16 protein-coding genes are annotated in these 14491 nt (G+C 68.0%); 3 read left to right on the top strand and 13 right to left on the bottom strand.

Annotated elements, in window-relative coordinates:
* Window positions 1-38: 38 nt before the first annotated feature.
* Window positions 39-530, bottom strand: a complete 492-nt coding sequence (locus tag BLU38_RS00695; protein ID WP_197679939.1) for a MerR family transcriptional regulator — start codon at window positions 528-530, stop codon at window positions 39-41.
* Window positions 531-702: 172 nt separating this feature from the next.
* On the opposite strand from BLU38_RS00695, the gene BLU38_RS00690 reads away from it, so the two are divergent.
* Window positions 703-1239 (top strand): GNAT family N-acetyltransferase, encoded by a 537-nt coding sequence (locus BLU38_RS00690; protein ID WP_091518288.1) that lies wholly within the window; start codon window positions 703-705, stop codon window positions 1237-1239.
* A gap of 476 nt (window positions 1240-1715) precedes the next feature.
* Here the strand turns inward: BLU38_RS00690 and BLU38_RS32215 are convergent, their stop codons facing one another.
* The 3 genes from BLU38_RS32215 to BLU38_RS00680 form a co-directional block, all read right to left on the bottom strand.
* A complete protein-coding gene (locus tag BLU38_RS32215) occupies window positions 1716-1790 on the bottom strand; it encodes a 50S ribosomal protein bL37 (protein WP_369797015.1) in 75 nt (24 codons plus the stop codon).
* Window positions 1791-1862: 72 nt separating this feature from the next.
* Window positions 1863-3503, bottom strand: a complete 1641-nt coding sequence (mctP, locus tag BLU38_RS00685; RefSeq protein WP_091518284.1) for a monocarboxylate uptake permease MctP — start codon at window positions 3501-3503, stop codon at window positions 1863-1865.
* A gap of 2 nt (window positions 3504-3505) precedes the next feature.
* Entirely contained in the window at window positions 3506-3874 is a 369-nt protein-coding gene (locus BLU38_RS00680; protein ID WP_091518280.1) for a DUF3311 domain-containing protein, read from the bottom strand.
* A 125-nt stretch (window positions 3875-3999) separates the two neighbouring features.
* Here BLU38_RS00680 and BLU38_RS00675 point away from each other — a divergent pair, with 125 nt between their 5' ends.
* Window positions 4000-5487, top strand: a complete 1488-nt coding sequence (locus tag BLU38_RS00675) for a sensor histidine kinase (protein ID WP_091518276.1) — start codon at window positions 4000-4002, stop codon at window positions 5485-5487.
* 112 nt (window positions 5488-5599) lie between these two features.
* Here the strand turns inward: BLU38_RS00675 and BLU38_RS00670 are convergent, their stop codons facing one another.
* Window positions 5600-5851, bottom strand: a complete 252-nt coding sequence (locus BLU38_RS00670; protein WP_091518273.1) for a WhiB family transcriptional regulator — start codon at window positions 5849-5851, stop codon at window positions 5600-5602.
* A 227-nt stretch (window positions 5852-6078) separates the two neighbouring features.
* Between BLU38_RS00670 and BLU38_RS00665 the strand changes: the two genes are divergently transcribed.
* Entirely contained in the window at window positions 6079-6534 is a 456-nt protein-coding gene (locus tag BLU38_RS00665; RefSeq protein ID WP_091518269.1) for a hypothetical protein, read from the top strand.
* Between the two features lie 48 nt (window positions 6535-6582).
* Here the strand turns inward: BLU38_RS00665 and BLU38_RS00660 are convergent, their stop codons facing one another.
* The 8 genes from BLU38_RS00660 to BLU38_RS00625 all read right to left on the bottom strand — a co-directional run bounded on the left by BLU38_RS00660 (window position 6583) and on the right by BLU38_RS00625 (window position 14485).
* A complete protein-coding gene (locus BLU38_RS00660) occupies window positions 6583-6918 on the bottom strand; it encodes a hypothetical protein (protein WP_091518264.1) in 336 nt (111 codons plus the stop codon).
* The gene (locus BLU38_RS00655; protein WP_197679938.1) at window positions 6915-7742 is read right to left on the bottom strand and encodes a sulfite exporter TauE/SafE family protein; all 828 of its coding nucleotides are present in this window, start codon (window positions 7740-7742) and stop codon (window positions 6915-6917) included. The genes BLU38_RS00660 and BLU38_RS00655 overlap by 4 nt, the downstream gene beginning before the upstream one ends.
* Window positions 7739-8455, bottom strand: coding sequence for a GntR family transcriptional regulator (locus BLU38_RS00650; protein ID WP_197679937.1), 717 nt, complete (start codon window positions 8453-8455; stop codon window positions 7739-7741). The genes BLU38_RS00655 and BLU38_RS00650 overlap by 4 nt, the downstream gene beginning before the upstream one ends.
* 65 nt (window positions 8456-8520) lie before the next feature.
* Window positions 8521-10128, bottom strand: coding sequence for an N-acyl-D-amino-acid deacylase family protein (locus tag BLU38_RS00645; RefSeq protein ID WP_091518257.1), 1608 nt, complete (start codon window positions 10126-10128; stop codon window positions 8521-8523).
* 40 nt (window positions 10129-10168) lie between these two features.
* Window positions 10169-11521, bottom strand: coding sequence for a Na+/H+ antiporter NhaC family protein (locus BLU38_RS00640; RefSeq protein ID WP_197679936.1), 1353 nt, complete (start codon window positions 11519-11521; stop codon window positions 10169-10171).
* Between the two features lie 154 nt (window positions 11522-11675).
* The gene (gene menC, locus BLU38_RS00635; RefSeq protein WP_091518253.1) at window positions 11676-12785 is read right to left on the bottom strand and encodes an o-succinylbenzoate synthase; all 1110 of its coding nucleotides are present in this window, start codon (window positions 12783-12785) and stop codon (window positions 11676-11678) included.
* Between the two features lie 61 nt (window positions 12786-12846).
* Window positions 12847-13623 (bottom strand): hypothetical protein, encoded by a 777-nt coding sequence (locus BLU38_RS00630; protein ID WP_091518250.1) that lies wholly within the window; start codon window positions 13621-13623, stop codon window positions 12847-12849.
* Window positions 13613-14485, bottom strand: a complete 873-nt coding sequence (locus BLU38_RS00625; protein ID WP_091531536.1) for an amino acid ABC transporter ATP-binding protein — start codon at window positions 14483-14485, stop codon at window positions 13613-13615. Before BLU38_RS00625 ends, BLU38_RS00630 begins: the two co-directional genes overlap by 11 nt.
* Between the last annotated feature and the right edge of the window lie 6 nt (window positions 14486-14491).

The following is a 14491-nucleotide window of genomic DNA, read 5'->3' as shown; positions in this document are numbered from 1 at the left end:
GGTCCTCACGGCTGGCCTCGTCGGCGTCGGCGGGCAGCTCATCGAATTCGACACCCCTCGGGTTGCCGACGGTATGACGTCAACATCTCACGATAGGCCTCGACGCCGTCCGGCCCGAGGACCCGGCTGAGCACCACCATCATCGATCGGTCGACCTCTGGGAGCTGCTCGGTTGCCGGCGCGAGCTCGGCCGGCAGGTCGGTCGGCAGTTCCTGGCGCAAGATCACTGCCAGCTCCGCGCGCACCCGCTGTTGCCGCTCGATGCTGGCCGCCAATTCGTCGTCCAGCCGGCGTAACGCGGCGGCAGGGTGCTCGTCGGCGTCGCCGAGCTCGGCGATCCGGGCCAGCGGAACGCCGAGCTCGGTCAGTCGACGGATCCGCAGCAGTCGGCGAAGATGATCGACGCCGTACTGTTTGTAGCCGTTGCTGCCCCGCTGCGGCTGATCCAACAAGCCGAGCTTGTGGTAGTGCCGCACCGCCTTCACCGTGGTCCCGGCGAGCTCGGCGATCTGCCGCGTGCTCCAGGCCACCAGCGTGCTCCTTCCACCTCGGCTGCGGATTGAATTCGTGCGTCTGCCCGATCGATCGGGTCAAGATCATCACACACGCTGAGGTCGGCCGGTGACCGTGTGCGGGGCAGGGAGCGTGACCGTGGTGTCAATGGAGTAGCGCCGGGTGGTGCGAAGATGTTGTGATCGGGGCATGATCAAACTCGTCGAACCCTCGCTGGACCACTACGATTCCTGGGCCGATGCGGTCCGGGAGTTCCACGGCGGTCACATCGACGGTTCGGGCCTGTCCGACGGCGCGACGCCGGACCGGGCGACCTGCGAGGTGCTGATCGAGAAGCAGCGCCAACACGCCGACGTCGACCGGCGTCTGCCGGCCGGCCTGGTGCACAGCGACTACTACTGGATCACCGACGACGAGGCTGCCGACGAGGTGGTCGGCTTCATCGCGCTCCGCCATGAACTGAACGACTTCCTGTCCGAGGTCGGCGGCCACGTCGGCTACGCCGTCCGCCCGTCCCGCCGCCGCGAGGGCTTCGCCTCCGGCGCCCTGAAGCTCGTCCTGGACCGTGCCCGCGAACTCGGCCTGGACCGCATTCTCGTCACCTGCGACGACGACAACGAGGCCTCCGCCCGCACCATCGAATCCGCCGGCGGCCACCTGCAGGACACCCAGGACCGCCCCGAGCGCGGCTACGGCCTGGTCCGCCGCTACTGGATCACCCTCTAGACCGGGTGACCCAGACGAACGCACGCCGTCACCAGACCGGGCGAGCCTCCACGACCGTACGACGGCACGGTCGCGAACGTCCTTCGGCAGGCTCAGGACCCGGGTTGGGGATGCGGACGCGGGGATGAGGCCGCGGTCCTTCGACAGGCGCAGGACCCGGCTGGCCAGTTCGCCGGCCCTTCGCACGCTCAGGACCGCCTGTGCGTCGAGGTTGCGTCCACACCGACGACGTAAGTCGCGGCACCCAGGTGAGCCGGGAGGGTCGGACATGACGTCCGGGTGTGGTGGGCGTAAAGCGAATTCCGGGCGAGCCTGCGAGCTCGGAATCGCCTCGGGCGGGGCGGCATGTCCGACCCTCCCGGCGTAGGGCAAAGAACAGCGGCAGCAAGAAGCAGGCAGCAAGAAGCAGGCAACAAGAAGCGGGAGACCGAACTCGAAGTTCGATCTCCCGCTCTGGTGCGAAGGTTCAACGCCAATCAGGCGTTGGGGCGCTTGCCGTGGTTTGCGCCCTTCTTGCGGCGTGCGCGGCGCTTCCGTCCGGTCTTGCCCATCGGTGTCACCTCTGTTCTGTCTTGCAGTCTGGCCAGCACGTCATTGTGCCACGGTTGGGAGGGAGGTAGAAATCACGGCTTGATCGGCTGGTGCACATCCGGCTGCACGGTGCCGGGGGTGTCGGCGTCGACGAAGTAGTCCGCCTGCTTGGTGATGTCACTGCCGTTGGAGACCTTGGCCGCTCGCAGGATCGCGGTCAGCACGATGGCCACCAGCAGATTCAGCAGGAACGCGGTGAAGCCGATGTAGGCCGTCTGACCGAAGATCGGCATCGCTGCCAGCGAGCTGCCGAACGGCTTGACCGTACAGGCACTGCAGTAGCCGTAGGCGACGACCGTGCCGTAGATCATGCCGGCGGCCCAGCCGGCCAACAGTGCCCAGCGGTGGAACCATCGGGTGAACAACCCGAACACGATGGACGGCAGGGTCTGCAGGATCCAGAGCCCACCCAGCAACTGGAAATTGATCGCGTTCTGCTTGTCCAGGAAGAGCACGAAGAGCAGCGCGCCGACCTTGGTCAGCAGCGAAACGATCTTGGAGACCTTGGCCTCCTGGGCCGGGGTGGCCGTCGGCTTGAAGAACTCCCGGTAGATGTTGCGGGTGAACAGGTTGGCCGCCGCGATCGACATGATCGCTGCCGGCACCAGGGCACCGATCGCGATGGCGCCGAACGCGATGCCGGCGAACCAGCTCGGGAAATGATCTTCGAACAGCTGCGGGATGACCAGCTGTGGGTTGAGCTTGCCGTCCAACCCGACAGGCTTGGTGCCGGCCTTGATCGCGACATAGCCGAGCAGTGCGAGCAGACCGAGCAGCAACGAGTAGGCGGGCAGGATGGCGGCGTTGCGGCGTCCGGTCCACCGCGACTTCGAGCTGAGCGTTGCGGTCACACTGTGCGGATACATGAACAGCGCCATCGCCGAGCCGAGGGCGAGGGTGGTGTAGGCCCAGGCGGTCTTGGCGGTGGGGATGAACACCCCGGCCGGCTTGCTCGGATCGGTCGCGCTCGGTTCGGCCATCTTGGCCTGGGCGGCGTCGAAGATGCCGTGCCAGCCGCCGAGCTTGGTCGGCAGGTAGATCACCGCGACGATGATCACCAGGTAGATCAGCCCGTCCTTGACCACGGCGATCAACGCCGGTGCCCGCAGGCCGGAGGAGTAGGTGTAGGCGGCGAGCACCGCAAACGCGATCAGCAGCGGGATGTCGCGGGCCAGTGCGCTCGAGCCGCCGATCCCGGCCACTTCCAGGACGGCCTGGATGCCGACCAGCTGCAAGGCGATGTACGGCATGGTGGCCAGGATCCCGGTGATCGCGATCGCCAGGCTCAGGCTCTTGGTCTGGTAGCGGCCCTGCACGATGTCGGCGGTGGTCACGTACCCGTGCTTGTGTGCCACCGACCACATCCGGCCGAGGAAGAAGAAGATGATCGGATACAGCACGATCGTGTACGGCACCGCGAAGAATCCGGAGACCGCACCGGTCGCCCACATCGCAGCCGGGACGGCGATGAAGGTGTAGGCGGTGTACAGGTCGCCGCCGAGCAGGAACCAGGTCACCCAGGTGCCGAACGACTTACCACCCAGACCCCATTCGTGCAGGGAGTCCAGGTTGCTGGTGCCACGCCGCCACCTGGCGGCCCGGAACCCCATGAACGCGACGATGACGAAGAGCAGGGCGAGGATGATCAGCTCGACCCAATTGACATGCTGCATGACTACTCCGCCTTCGGGTTCGGATCGGTCGCGGACTCTTCCGGTGGCGGATCACTCGGCGGTGGGCCGGTGGGCGGCGTCAACGTGCCCCCGTGGCTCCGTTGGTAGGCCCGCTGTTCGCGGCGGAGCAACACATAGCTGATCCAGCAACAGGCGGCGGCCAGGAACACCCACAGGAACTGGTACCAATAGAAGAACGGGAAGCCGAACAGGCGTGGATCGACGCGCGAGTAGCTGCTTGTCAGGAGCGGCAGCACGATCGCGGCCAGCAGGATCACGGCGACCACGATCTTGGTCGGCGTGAGCTTCCAGCGCGGATCGGCGTCAGGATTTCCTGCGCGCTCCGGGTCGGGTTGGTCATCGGTGCCCATGGGAATCAGAACTATCATGCGGTTGCCCGATCCGCGCGCATCATTCGATCGTTTTCGTAGTGTTCGATCAGTTCGCCGGTGTCGGGCACACCGGAACGTCACCCAACCCAGAAGGAGGCCGGACTATGCCGTCGATGTCGGAAGTCATCGCCGAACACACCGGCCTGTCCACCGACGACGAACACTGGCTCCGGGTGTTGGTGGAGGAGTGGCAGCTGTTGGCCGACCTGGCCTTCTCCGACCTGGTGCTCTGGGTCCCCGAGCCGGACGGGAACGTCTTCTGGGCGGCGGCCCAGGTGCGTCCGACGACCGGCCCGACGGCGCTGGTCGACGACGTGGTCGGCGACCTGATCGCGTACTCGCCGGAACATCTGGTGTCCGAGGCGTTCCTCAGCGGGACCATCACCCAGACCAGTCAGGGCAAGCTACAGGCCGGCATCCCGGTCGACGTCCACGCGATCCCGGTCGGCCGGGAGGGGCGGACGATCGCAGTGGTGGAGCAGCACACCAACCAGTTGGCGATCCGCACTGCCGGGGCGCTGGAGCAGACCTATCGACGATCGGCCGCCGAACTGGCGCAGATGGTCACCGTCGGCCGGTTCCCGTCCGGTGACGGCGGCATGATGACCGGGCTGCGGGTCGGCGACGGCTTCATCCGGACCGACGCCGACCACGAGGTGACCTTCGCCAGCCCGAATGCGCTGAGCGCCTATCGGCGGCTCGGTCTGACCGGGGATCTGGTGGATGCCGACCTGACCGAACTCACCTCAGACCTGGTGCCGGCCTCGCAGGAGCCGATCCACGACACGCTGGCATCGGCGCTCGGCGGCCGGAAGGCCCGGGAGATGGAGGTGGAAGCCGGTACCGCACACGTCACGATGCGGGTGGTGCCGCTGACCCCGGAGGGCCAGCAGACCGGCGCGATCGTGTTGTGCCGTGACGTCACCGACCTCCGCCGCACCGAACGCGAACTGCTCAGCAAGGAAGCCACCATCCGGGAGATCCATCACCGGGTGAAGAACAACCTGCAGACGGTGGCCGCACTGTTGCGGATGCAGGCCCGCCGGATCGACGCCCCGGAGGCCAAACAGGCGCTGAACGAGGCGATGTCGCGGGTGGCATCGATCGCCATCGTGCACGAGACGCTGTCCCAGGCCTTCGACGAACTGGTCGAGTTCGACAAGGTCGCCGACCTGATCCTGAAGATGGTCGGCGACGTCGCAGCGGCCGACGGGAAGGTCCGCACGCACCGCAACGGCAGTTTCGGCGTGGTGTCGTCCAGCATTGCGGCCAACCTGTCGCTGGTGGTCACCGAACTGTGCCAGAACGCGATCGAACACGGCCTGGATCATCCGGGCGACAGGTCGGCCCGGTCGGAGGAGGTGTCGGTCGAGCCGACCGTCACCGACGGTCGGCTGCGGATGGAGGTGATCGACAGCGGTCCGGGGTTGCCGGAGGGATTCTCCATCACCGATCCCCGACGCAAGAGTCTCGGGCTGTCGATCGTGGTCGGTCTGGTCGCCGAGCTCGGCGGCACCTTCGAGCTGACCAACCGCGGTGACGTCCCGGGCACCCGAGCCGTCGTGGAGATCCCCGTCACCGGCGACCGGTAGGTCCCTGAGACTGTCGAAGGGCATGAAACCTGATCACGGCACAGAAAAGAACCTGATCAGGGCATAGAAAAGCGCCGGGCACGCCGCCCGGCGCTACACAACGTTCGCTCTGTCAGGCGGTCCGGATCCGGGAGCGGGCGGCCCGACGCTTCAGCGCACGCCGCTCATCCTCGCTCATTCCGCCCCAGACACCATGGTCCTGGCCGGCTTCCAGAGCCCATTGCAGGCAGGCGTCGCGGACATCGCAACGGCGGCAGACCTGTTTGGCCTCTTCGATCTGCAGCAGGGCCGGACCGGTGTTACCGATCGGGAAGAACAGTTCCGGATCTTCATCCAGACAGGCCGCCTTGTGGCGCCAATCCATGGGCGTTTCCACTCCTCACGTGTACGGCAATCACCGCGGGTCTGCGGCAAGTAGTGACTCAACCGGGCAGCACGATCCGTGCCGTCCTCGGTCCGACGATCAAGACTGTCAAGTATTTGACGAACGCACAAGACTTGATCAGCGTTGGGTCGCTCACATTTTCCGGCCCGGTGGACGGGTCCCGCCCGCGTACTGAGGACCGGCTGAGCCGACCTACGATACGTGCTGTGAGGCAACCCGACAAGAGTCCCGATCCTTCGGACGAGACCGGCGGCACCCGAACCGGAGGCTCGGCCGCGGCCCGGACGGCACGGCCGGCTCTGTGGGCCGCAGCGATCGTGCTCTGGCTGGAGGCGATCGCGGTCGTCGGCTACGGGCTGCTGATCATCGTCAACCTGCAGAACGTGTCGGCCGGTGTCGGCTACGGGGTAGCCGGCATGTTGATCGTCTGGGGTGTGGCGCTCGCGGTGGTCGGCCGTGGAGTGGCCCTGGTACGACCCTGGTCCCGTGGTCCCGCGGTCGCTCTGCAACTGCTCCATCTGCCGCTGGCGTGGGGTTTCCGGGACAGTATCGGCTGGTTGGCTGCAGCCCTGTTCGTCTCCGCGGCGGCGGTGCTGGTCTGCCTGTTCCTGCCCGCCTCCAGCGCCGCCTTCACCGAAGGCCGCCGCCTCCCCGGCGAATAGTGTCCAGCCGCCGCGCAGCGGCCGGGACGTCGTCGCCGCCCAGCACGACTACGTCCGGACGACTCCGGTTGCGGTGAGGGCGATCAGGGCCAGGATGACGGCGATCAGGATCAGGTAGCGGCGGGTGCCGGCGGTTCGGAAGCCGATCGCAAGGCTGATCAGGCCACCGACCGGGGTGCCGACCATGATCATCATCCCGGCACGTTGCAGCCATCGCCCGGTGCTTGCTGCGCCGAGCGGGACGGCGAACGTGCCGATGATGATCACGACGACTGCGGCCACCGTGCCGCAGCGGAGCACCAGTCCGAGCCGGCCGGCGTTGCGACGATCCCGGTGGTCGAGCGCGTCCCGATCGCCTCGCTGTCCGATCTGCGAATCACTCATCGTGCGCCGACCGCGTTCATGATCATCGGCACCGCCAATCCCAACAGGACAAGGAAGAACAGGACGCGGAGCGGCCCGTTCGGGATCCGGACCAGGACCCGCGCGCCGATCGTCGAGCCGAGCACCGACCCCAACACCACCGGCACCGCGTAGCTCAGGTCGACGCCGTCCTGCAGCACGGCCGCGGCCGCCGTCCCGGCCGCCGTGACGCCGATCATCAGGCTGGCGGTCGCCGAGGAGACCTTGATCGGGAGTCGGAGGGCACCGTCCATCGCCGGGATCTTCAGCACCCCGGAACCGATGCCCAGCATCGAGGACAGCAGACCGGCGCCGAACATCGCGCCGAGCCCCACCGGCACTCGGCTGACCCGGTAGGGCAGGCTGACATCGCCGTCCCGAACGCTGCCGTCCAGCCGCCAGCCGTTCGGCTTGGTGTCCGGCGCGGTCACCGGGGCGGTGCGTCTGCCACGGGCCAGTTGTACGGCGGAGACGAGCAGCACCAGGGCGAAGACGCCGTACAGCAGCCGGGTCGGCAGTCGATCGGCGAGCAGCACGCCGGCGATCGCGCCGCCGACCGTCGGCACCTCGAGCAGCACGGCCAGCCGCAGATTCGGCAGGCCGGCGGTCAGGAAGGCCGGTGTTGCGGCGCAGGAACTGGCCACCACGGCCACCAGGCTGATCGCGACGGCCGACGGCCAGGGCAGGTGGGCGACCGTGGTCAGCAGCGGGACGATGAAGACCCCACCCGCCATGCCCAACGCGCCACCCAGCGCGCCGGCCACCGCGGCCGCGGCCAGCAGGGCGCCGGCATCCAGTGCGGTCACCCGGGCAGGCTGCGGTCGAGCCGGGTCGCGAAGCTGACGGCGTCGCCGCGGTAGTGCAGGACCTCGTGGTCGATCGGGCGTTCGTCGGCTGTGCGCGAGGTGCGTTCCACCCGCATCACCGGATCCCCGACAGCCACCTGCAGTGCGTCCGCGATCCGTTCCGGCGCTGCCACCGCTTGCAGGCGGTAGTCCGCCTCCACCAGCGGCAGGTCGTACTTCTCTTCCAGCAGGGTGAAGATCGGCTGCCGTTCGAGGTCGTCGCGCGCGATCGCCGTACCGACGTCGGTCGGCAGGTAGGTGACGTCAAAGGAGACCGGGCGGCCGGCCGCGAGCCTGATCCGCTCGATGAACGTGACCGGCGTACCCGCCTCGAGTCGCAGGGCATCGGCGACGTCGTGCGGCGCCGCGATCGTCTCGTTCGTGACCAGTCGTGCGGTCGCCTCCAGACCAGCAGCGGTCATGTCCTCGACGAAGCCGTTGACGGTCCGCAGTGACTGTTCGATCCGAGGTGTGGCGACGAACGATCCGCGGCCCTGGATCACGTCGACCAGACCACGGGTCGCCAGGTTGGCTACCGCGCGACGGACGGTGATCCGACTGACACCGAACACGGTCATCAGCTCGCTCTCCGACGGCAATCGATCACCGGGTTGCAGGTCGTCGGCGATCCGTCGGGCGAGCGCGGCCTCGACCTGGGCATAGAGCGGTTCCACCAACTCATCATAACAACATAATGAGTCGCGAACCGAAGGTGCCAGGAGGGAGCTGCGCCAGCCAACTAGGTTCGGCCGACTCCGGGGTTGTGGGAGCGGTGGCGGCGGAGGACGCGGCCGGGGCGGGCGCCCGTCGGGGTGCCGTCGGTCAGGACCGGGGTGCCGGCAACCAGCAGGTCGGTGACGCCGGTGGACAGTTGCCAGGGGTTGGCGTAGTCGGCCGGGTCGTCGATCGCGGCGGCATCGAACACCGCCACGTCGGCGACGGCACCGGCGCGCAGCACGCCGCGATCGGTCAGCCCGAGTCGGCTCGCCGGCAACGAGGTCATCCGCCGGACGGCTTCGGCCAGATCGAGCAGACCTCGTTCGCGGGTGTAATGACCCAGCACCCGGGTGAAGGTTCCGAAATTGCGCGGATGTGGGTGGCCGACCTGCCAGCCGGGATCGTCCGGACCGGCCATGATCCAGCCGTCGCTGGCCACCGCGGTCAGGCGATGCCGCAGCACGGTGCCGACATCCTGGGCGTCCATCCCGTGATTGATCACGCTCACCGCGCCGTGTTGTTCCTGCAGCACCTGGCAGGTCGCCTCGGCCGAACTGATGCCACGCTCAGCCGCGATCGCGGCCAAGGTCCGGCCGAACACCGTCCCGGAGGCGATCGTCACCCGATCGGCCGACAGGCTGCCGCGTTCGGCGCTGGTCAGATCGGCGACCAGCCGCGCCCGCTGCTCGGGATCGGCCAGCCGGTCCAGCAGCGCCGGTACGCCGCCGTCCATCGCCCAGCCAGGAAGCCGGGCGGTCAGGGTCGTACTGGAGGCGTCGTAGGGATAGACATCGCAGCCGACGTCCAGCCCGTCCTGGCGGGCGAGCTGGATCCGATCGAGCGCGTCGACGACCCGTCCGAAGTTCCGCGGGCCGACCGCCTTCAGATGCGAGATCTCCAGCCGGGCGCCACCGCGCCGGGCGGCGCCGATCGCCTCCTCGATCGCCGGCAGCAGGTCGTCGCCCTCGTTGCGGACATGGGTGGAGTACAGCAGGCCGTTGGCCCCGGCCTCGGCGACCAGCGCGTCGACCTCGGCGGTGTCGGCGTAGCGGCCGGGCGCATAGATCAGACCGGTGGAGAAGCCGAAGACGCCCTGTCCGGCCGCCTCGCTGAGCAGCCGGCGCATCCGGTCCAGCTCGGGCCGCGTCGGCTCCCGCTGATCCTCGCCCAGCACAGCCAGCCGGAGGGCGTTATGGCCGACCTGAAGGGCGAGGTTCACGCCCAGACCGGTCCGGTCGTGGACCTCGGCATAGGACGCCGGATCGGTCCAGGACCAGTCCAGACCGTCGGCGCTGAGGAACGACGTGGCCCCGATCAGGCGATCCTTGTCCAGCACCGGGAACGGGGAGAACCCACAGTTGCCGGTCAGCAGTGTCGTGACACCCTGATGCAGCTGCGAGACCGCGCCGGGCGATCCCTGGATGGTGAAGTCGGCATGACTGTGCAGATCGATGAAGCCGGGTGTGATCATCGAGCCGCCGGCGGCGATCACCCGATCGGCGGGCAGCCGAGCGTCCGGCGGCAGCACGGCGGTGATCAACCCGTCCTCGATCAACAATCCACCGGGCTGTGGTGCCGTCCCGGTGCCGTCCGCGACGACGCCGTCGGTGATCAACACGGACTCAGCCACAGTGCTCCTTCAACTCGGGATTCATGATCGAACAGCGGTGTCAGGTGGTGATCAACAGGATGACGGCGTACATCAGGCAGGCCGGCACCAGCAGCAGCCAGCCGGTGATGATCATGTTGCGCAGACTGTTCGACCGCGCCAGTCCCATCGCGCCGACCATGTTGGCGTTCGGGAACGGGCCGTAGGTGTCGGCCTTGGAAGCAAACAGCAGGACGGTGACCCAGGCACCCGAACCGACGCCGACGCTGGAGGCCAGGTCGCCGAACACCTTGTCCAGCAGGACGACCTGGGCCGCGGTCGCGCCGGGTACGCCGACCCAACCGAGTAGCGCGACCAGTACCGCCACCAGGAACGGCGACACCGATCCCAGTTGATCACCGACCAGATCGAGGATCACCTGGAACGGCTCCAGCTGATCGATCAGCGCGAACAGTGCGGCGAGCAGCCAGAACAGCAGCAGGATGCTGATCAACTTCGCGCCGCCGCGATACATCGCCTCGGCGATCTGCCGGGCGGACAGCCGTCCGGCCAGTCCGGTCGCGATACCGAGCACCGGCAGCGCGACCAGCGGGAAGCTGGTGGTCGCGCTGCTGATCGTCGCGTACACCACGGCGGTGAGCAGCACCACGACGAACACCGTGGTCGCAGCCTTGGCGTTGCGTGGGGGTGTGGAACCCTCGGCGACCAGTTCGCTCAGGTCGTAGTCGTCGCCGCTGCCGGTCGTGCGTCGCTGCAGGAAGGCGACCACGAACGGTCCGAGGATCATCGACAGCACCGCGATCGGCAGCGCACCGTGCAGCAGGTAGGTCAAGTAGTTGACCTCAGCGGCGGTCATGATCGCCACGTTCGACCCGGCGAACGGCGCCAACGCCAGCCCGGCGCAGCCACCGATGAACAGCATCGCCGCGGTTGCCGACCGGGTGTAGCCGAGCCGGGCGGTGATCGGCAGCACGATCGGGGCGGCGACCGCCAGCGCGCCGGCGAGGGTGCCGAGACTGCCGACCAGGATCAGGCAGGCGAGCATCACGCCGATGGACACCGCCGCGCGGTTGTGTTCGCCGGTCAGCCGCAGCACGCCGTGGACGATGGTGGTCGCGACGCCGGTGATCCTGAGCACCTCGCCGACCCCTGCGCCGAGCACGATGATCAAGCCGATCATGGTCACCGAGTCGGCCAGCGAATCACCGAGCAGTTCGCCGATCGCGACCGGCCCGAGGCCGGCGATCAGGATCCCGGACAGCACCGACAGCACGGTCCCGACGACGATGTCCATGCCCAGCAGGCAGAGCACCGCGTACAGCACGATCGGCAGCAGCCCCCACAGGGTCGGGCCGTCGGAGACGATGCCGCCGACGATCGAGGCAATCAGGCCGGCGGCAGCGAGGATGATCAACAGCCGCTGCCGCGCCGGGCTGATCGTGGTGGCGTAGGCGTTACTGCTCGGGTCGGTCTTCTCGGCCCCTGTGTCGGTCTGTTTGGCCTCTGGGTCGGTGTTTTCGGTCCCGGGCGTGGCGGAGGGAATGACGGGGCTCCTCGGGAGTTGATGATCAGAACGAGATCGACTCGATGCTGTGCTCGGCGATCAGTGCGGTGTCGACCTCGTGGCCCAGTCCGGCACCGGTCGGGACCCGGACCACGCCGCGATCGGCCACCACCTCGGGACTGATGATGTCACGGGCGTAGTACTTGGCGGAGGCGGACACGTCGGAGGGCAGGCTGAAGCCGGGCAGGCTGGAGATCGCCACATTGGCGGCCCGGCCGATGCCGAATTCGTGCATCCCGCCGCACCAGACCTTGATACCGTCCTGGACGGCCCGGTCGTGCGCTGCTCGGGCCGGGGTCAGCCCGCCCATCCGGGATACCTTGATGTTCAACACCCGCAGCGATCCCAGTTCGATCGCGGTCTCCAGGTCGTGCACCGTCTCGACACTCTCGTCCAGGCAGATCGGGGTGTCGATCGTCGCCTGCAACCGGGCATGGCCGAGCAGATTGCGGGGCGCGAACGGCTGCTCGATCATGGTCAGGCCGTAGTCGTCCAACGCGGTCAGGGCGGCCAGGTGCTCGGTCGATTCGGAGTAGGCGCCGTTGGCGTCGACGTGCAGGTCCAGATCGGCGAACTCCTTGCGGACCGCCTGTACCGGCTCGACGTCCCAGCCGGGTGCGATCTTGAGCTTGACCCGCGGATAGCCCGCATCGGTGTGCAGCCTGACCTGTTCCAACAGATCGTCGATGGTCGGCTCGATCCCCAGCGAGACGCCGGCCACGACCTCGCGCCGGGTACCGCCGAGGGCCGCGCTCAGCGACATCCCCTGTGCGGCCGCCCACAACGTCCAGACCGCGGCGTCGACGCCGGACTTGGCGAACTCGTTGCCGCGCACCCGACGCCAGTTCTCGACGGCCTGCTCGGGGTGCTCCCAGTCGGTGCCGATCAGGGCGGGCAACAGATATTGGCTGGTGATCTGCCAGCAGGTGTCGGTGGTCTCCGCGCAGTAGTACGGCCCGCTGGGAGAGGCGACCTCGCCCCAGCCGACCCGGCCGTCGGCATCGTGCAACTCGATCAGCAGGTGCTCCAGATAACTCTTCTGGTGTGAGCTGGTACGGAACTCGTGCACCAGCTGCTGTCGCACCCGGTGCATCCGCGCGGACACGACCCGCATGATCAACTTCTCCGTTCGTCGTCGGGATGGAACCGGATATCGGGACTCGACCGTACCCGTGTCAGGCAGCTGCCCGGAAGATGTAGTAGGCGGTGTGCCCGACGGCGGAGCAGGAAACGGCCTGGTAGCCGTCGCCGAAGATCGTCACCAGCGTGTGCCGGAGGGTGATCGCCAGATCGGCCGCCCGGATCGGATCGTGGGACCGCAAGGCGGTGAGGTCGGTGGGCAGCGGCAGCAGGATCCGATCGCCGTCGGTGATCGGTTTGCCCCAGGCATCGGCGCCGGGCCGGGCCGCCGGCTGGGGCAACGGCTCGGCAGCCCGGTGCGGGCCGGGTTCGACGCTGAGGTCCCAGTTGATCATGATCCGGTCGCTGCCGGGCTCGCCGTACAGCTCGGGATGGAACGACACCCCACGGGCACCCAGCACATCGAGATTGAAGTGGGCGTTGCGGGTCAGGATCGGGTCGTAGGCCCAGCGCATGGTGCTGATACCGGTGGCCAGAGCGACGTCGCGCTGAGCGAGCTTGAGCCGGCGGCCGAGCCCGCGACTCTGATGCCCGGCAGCGACAACCGCCGCTTGGGAGTAGTGATAGGTCTCGGTGCCGTCGGTGCCGAGGAACCCGTAGGCGAACCCGCCGAGCCGGTCCTCGTGGTCCAGCGCCCCGACCACCGAACCGCCGTTGGCGATCAGGCCCGCCAGCAGCCGCGGATTGATCCCGTAGGACGGATGGTCGTAGCCGAACACCGACCGATACAGCTCCGCGGCCTGCTGACGCTGCGCCGCCGTGTGCAGGGTGACGATCCGAAAATCAGGCTGCTGGTGCGCCTCATGAGTCACCGGGTACGCCTTCCGTCGGGGATGGTCGGGTCGAGGCCTGCCGGCTCGGGGACTTGCCCTCCTGCAACGCGGCCAGCGCATTGGCTGCCTGGGCTTCGGCATCGGCCTCCTGGCGGACCCGGCGCAGGAACGACCTGGTGCGGTCGTGCTGCGGGTTGCCGAGCACCTGCGCCGGCGCACCCTGCTCGACGACGACCCCGCCGTCCATGAATACGACGCGGTCGGCCACCTCGCCGGCGAACGCCATCTCATGGGTGACCACGATCATCGTCATCCCGTCGGCGGCCAGGTCCCGCATCACCCCGAGGACCTCGCCGACCAGTTCGGGGTCCAACGCGGACGTCGGCTCGTCGAACAACATCAACTCCGGCCGCATCGCCAACGCCCTGGCGATCGCCACCCGTTGCTGCTGGCCACCGGACAACTGGGAGGGGTAGAAATTCGCGCGGTCGGCCAGGCCGACCCGGTCCAGCAACTCGATGGCCTCTGCGGTCGCCACCCGCTTGGACATCCCCTTGACCTGCCGCGGCGCCTCGATGATGTTCTCCAACGCCGTCTTGTGCGGGAACAGGTTGAACCGCTGGAACACCATCCCGATCCGGGCCCGCTGCCGGGCGATGTCGCGATCCTTGCGGACGTAGAGCTTGCCGTTGCGCTCGACGTAGCCGAGCAACTCGTCGTCGAACCAGATCCGGCCGCCGGTCAGGGTCTCCAGTTGGTTGACCAGCCGGAGCAGGGTGGTCTTGCCCGAGCCGCTCGGGCCGAGCAGGCAGACCACCTCGCCGCGTTGCACCTCGAAGTCCACCCCCTGCAGGACCTGGTGCCCGCCGAAGGTCTTGATCACGTTCAGGGCGCGGACCAGTGGCGT

Source organism: Microlunatus soli (assembly GCF_900105385.1).
Taxonomy (GTDB): domain Bacteria; phylum Actinomycetota; class Actinomycetes; order Propionibacteriales; family Propionibacteriaceae; genus Microlunatus; species Microlunatus soli.
This window is presented reverse-complemented; position numbering and strand designations above follow the sequence as displayed.

Excerpts from the sequence above, each read along its gene's own strand:
- BLU38_RS00690 (WP_091518288.1), top strand. The coding sequence starts at position 703 with ATGATCAAACTCGTCGAACCCTCGCTGGACCACTACGATTCCTGGGCC.
- BLU38_RS00680 (WP_091518280.1), bottom strand. The coding sequence starts at position 3,874 with ATGGGCACCGATGACCAACCCGACCCGGAGCGCGCAGGAAATCCTGAC.
- BLU38_RS00670 (WP_091518273.1), bottom strand. The coding sequence starts at position 5,851 with ATGGATTGGCGCCACAAGGCGGCCTGTCTGGATGAAGATCCGGAACTG.
- BLU38_RS00660 (WP_091518264.1), bottom strand. The coding sequence starts at position 6,918 with ATGAGTGATTCGCAGATCGGACAGCGAGGCGATCGGGACGCGCTCGAC.
- BLU38_RS00675 (WP_091518276.1), top strand. The coding sequence starts at position 4,000 with ATGCCGTCGATGTCGGAAGTCATCGCCGAACACACCGGCCTGTCCACC.
- menC (WP_091518253.1), bottom strand. The coding sequence starts at position 12,785 with ATGCGGGTCGTGTCCGCGCGGATGCACCGGGTGCGACAGCAGCTGGTG.
- mctP (WP_091518284.1), bottom strand. The coding sequence starts at position 3,503 with ATGCAGCATGTCAATTGGGTCGAGCTGATCATCCTCGCCCTGCTCTTC.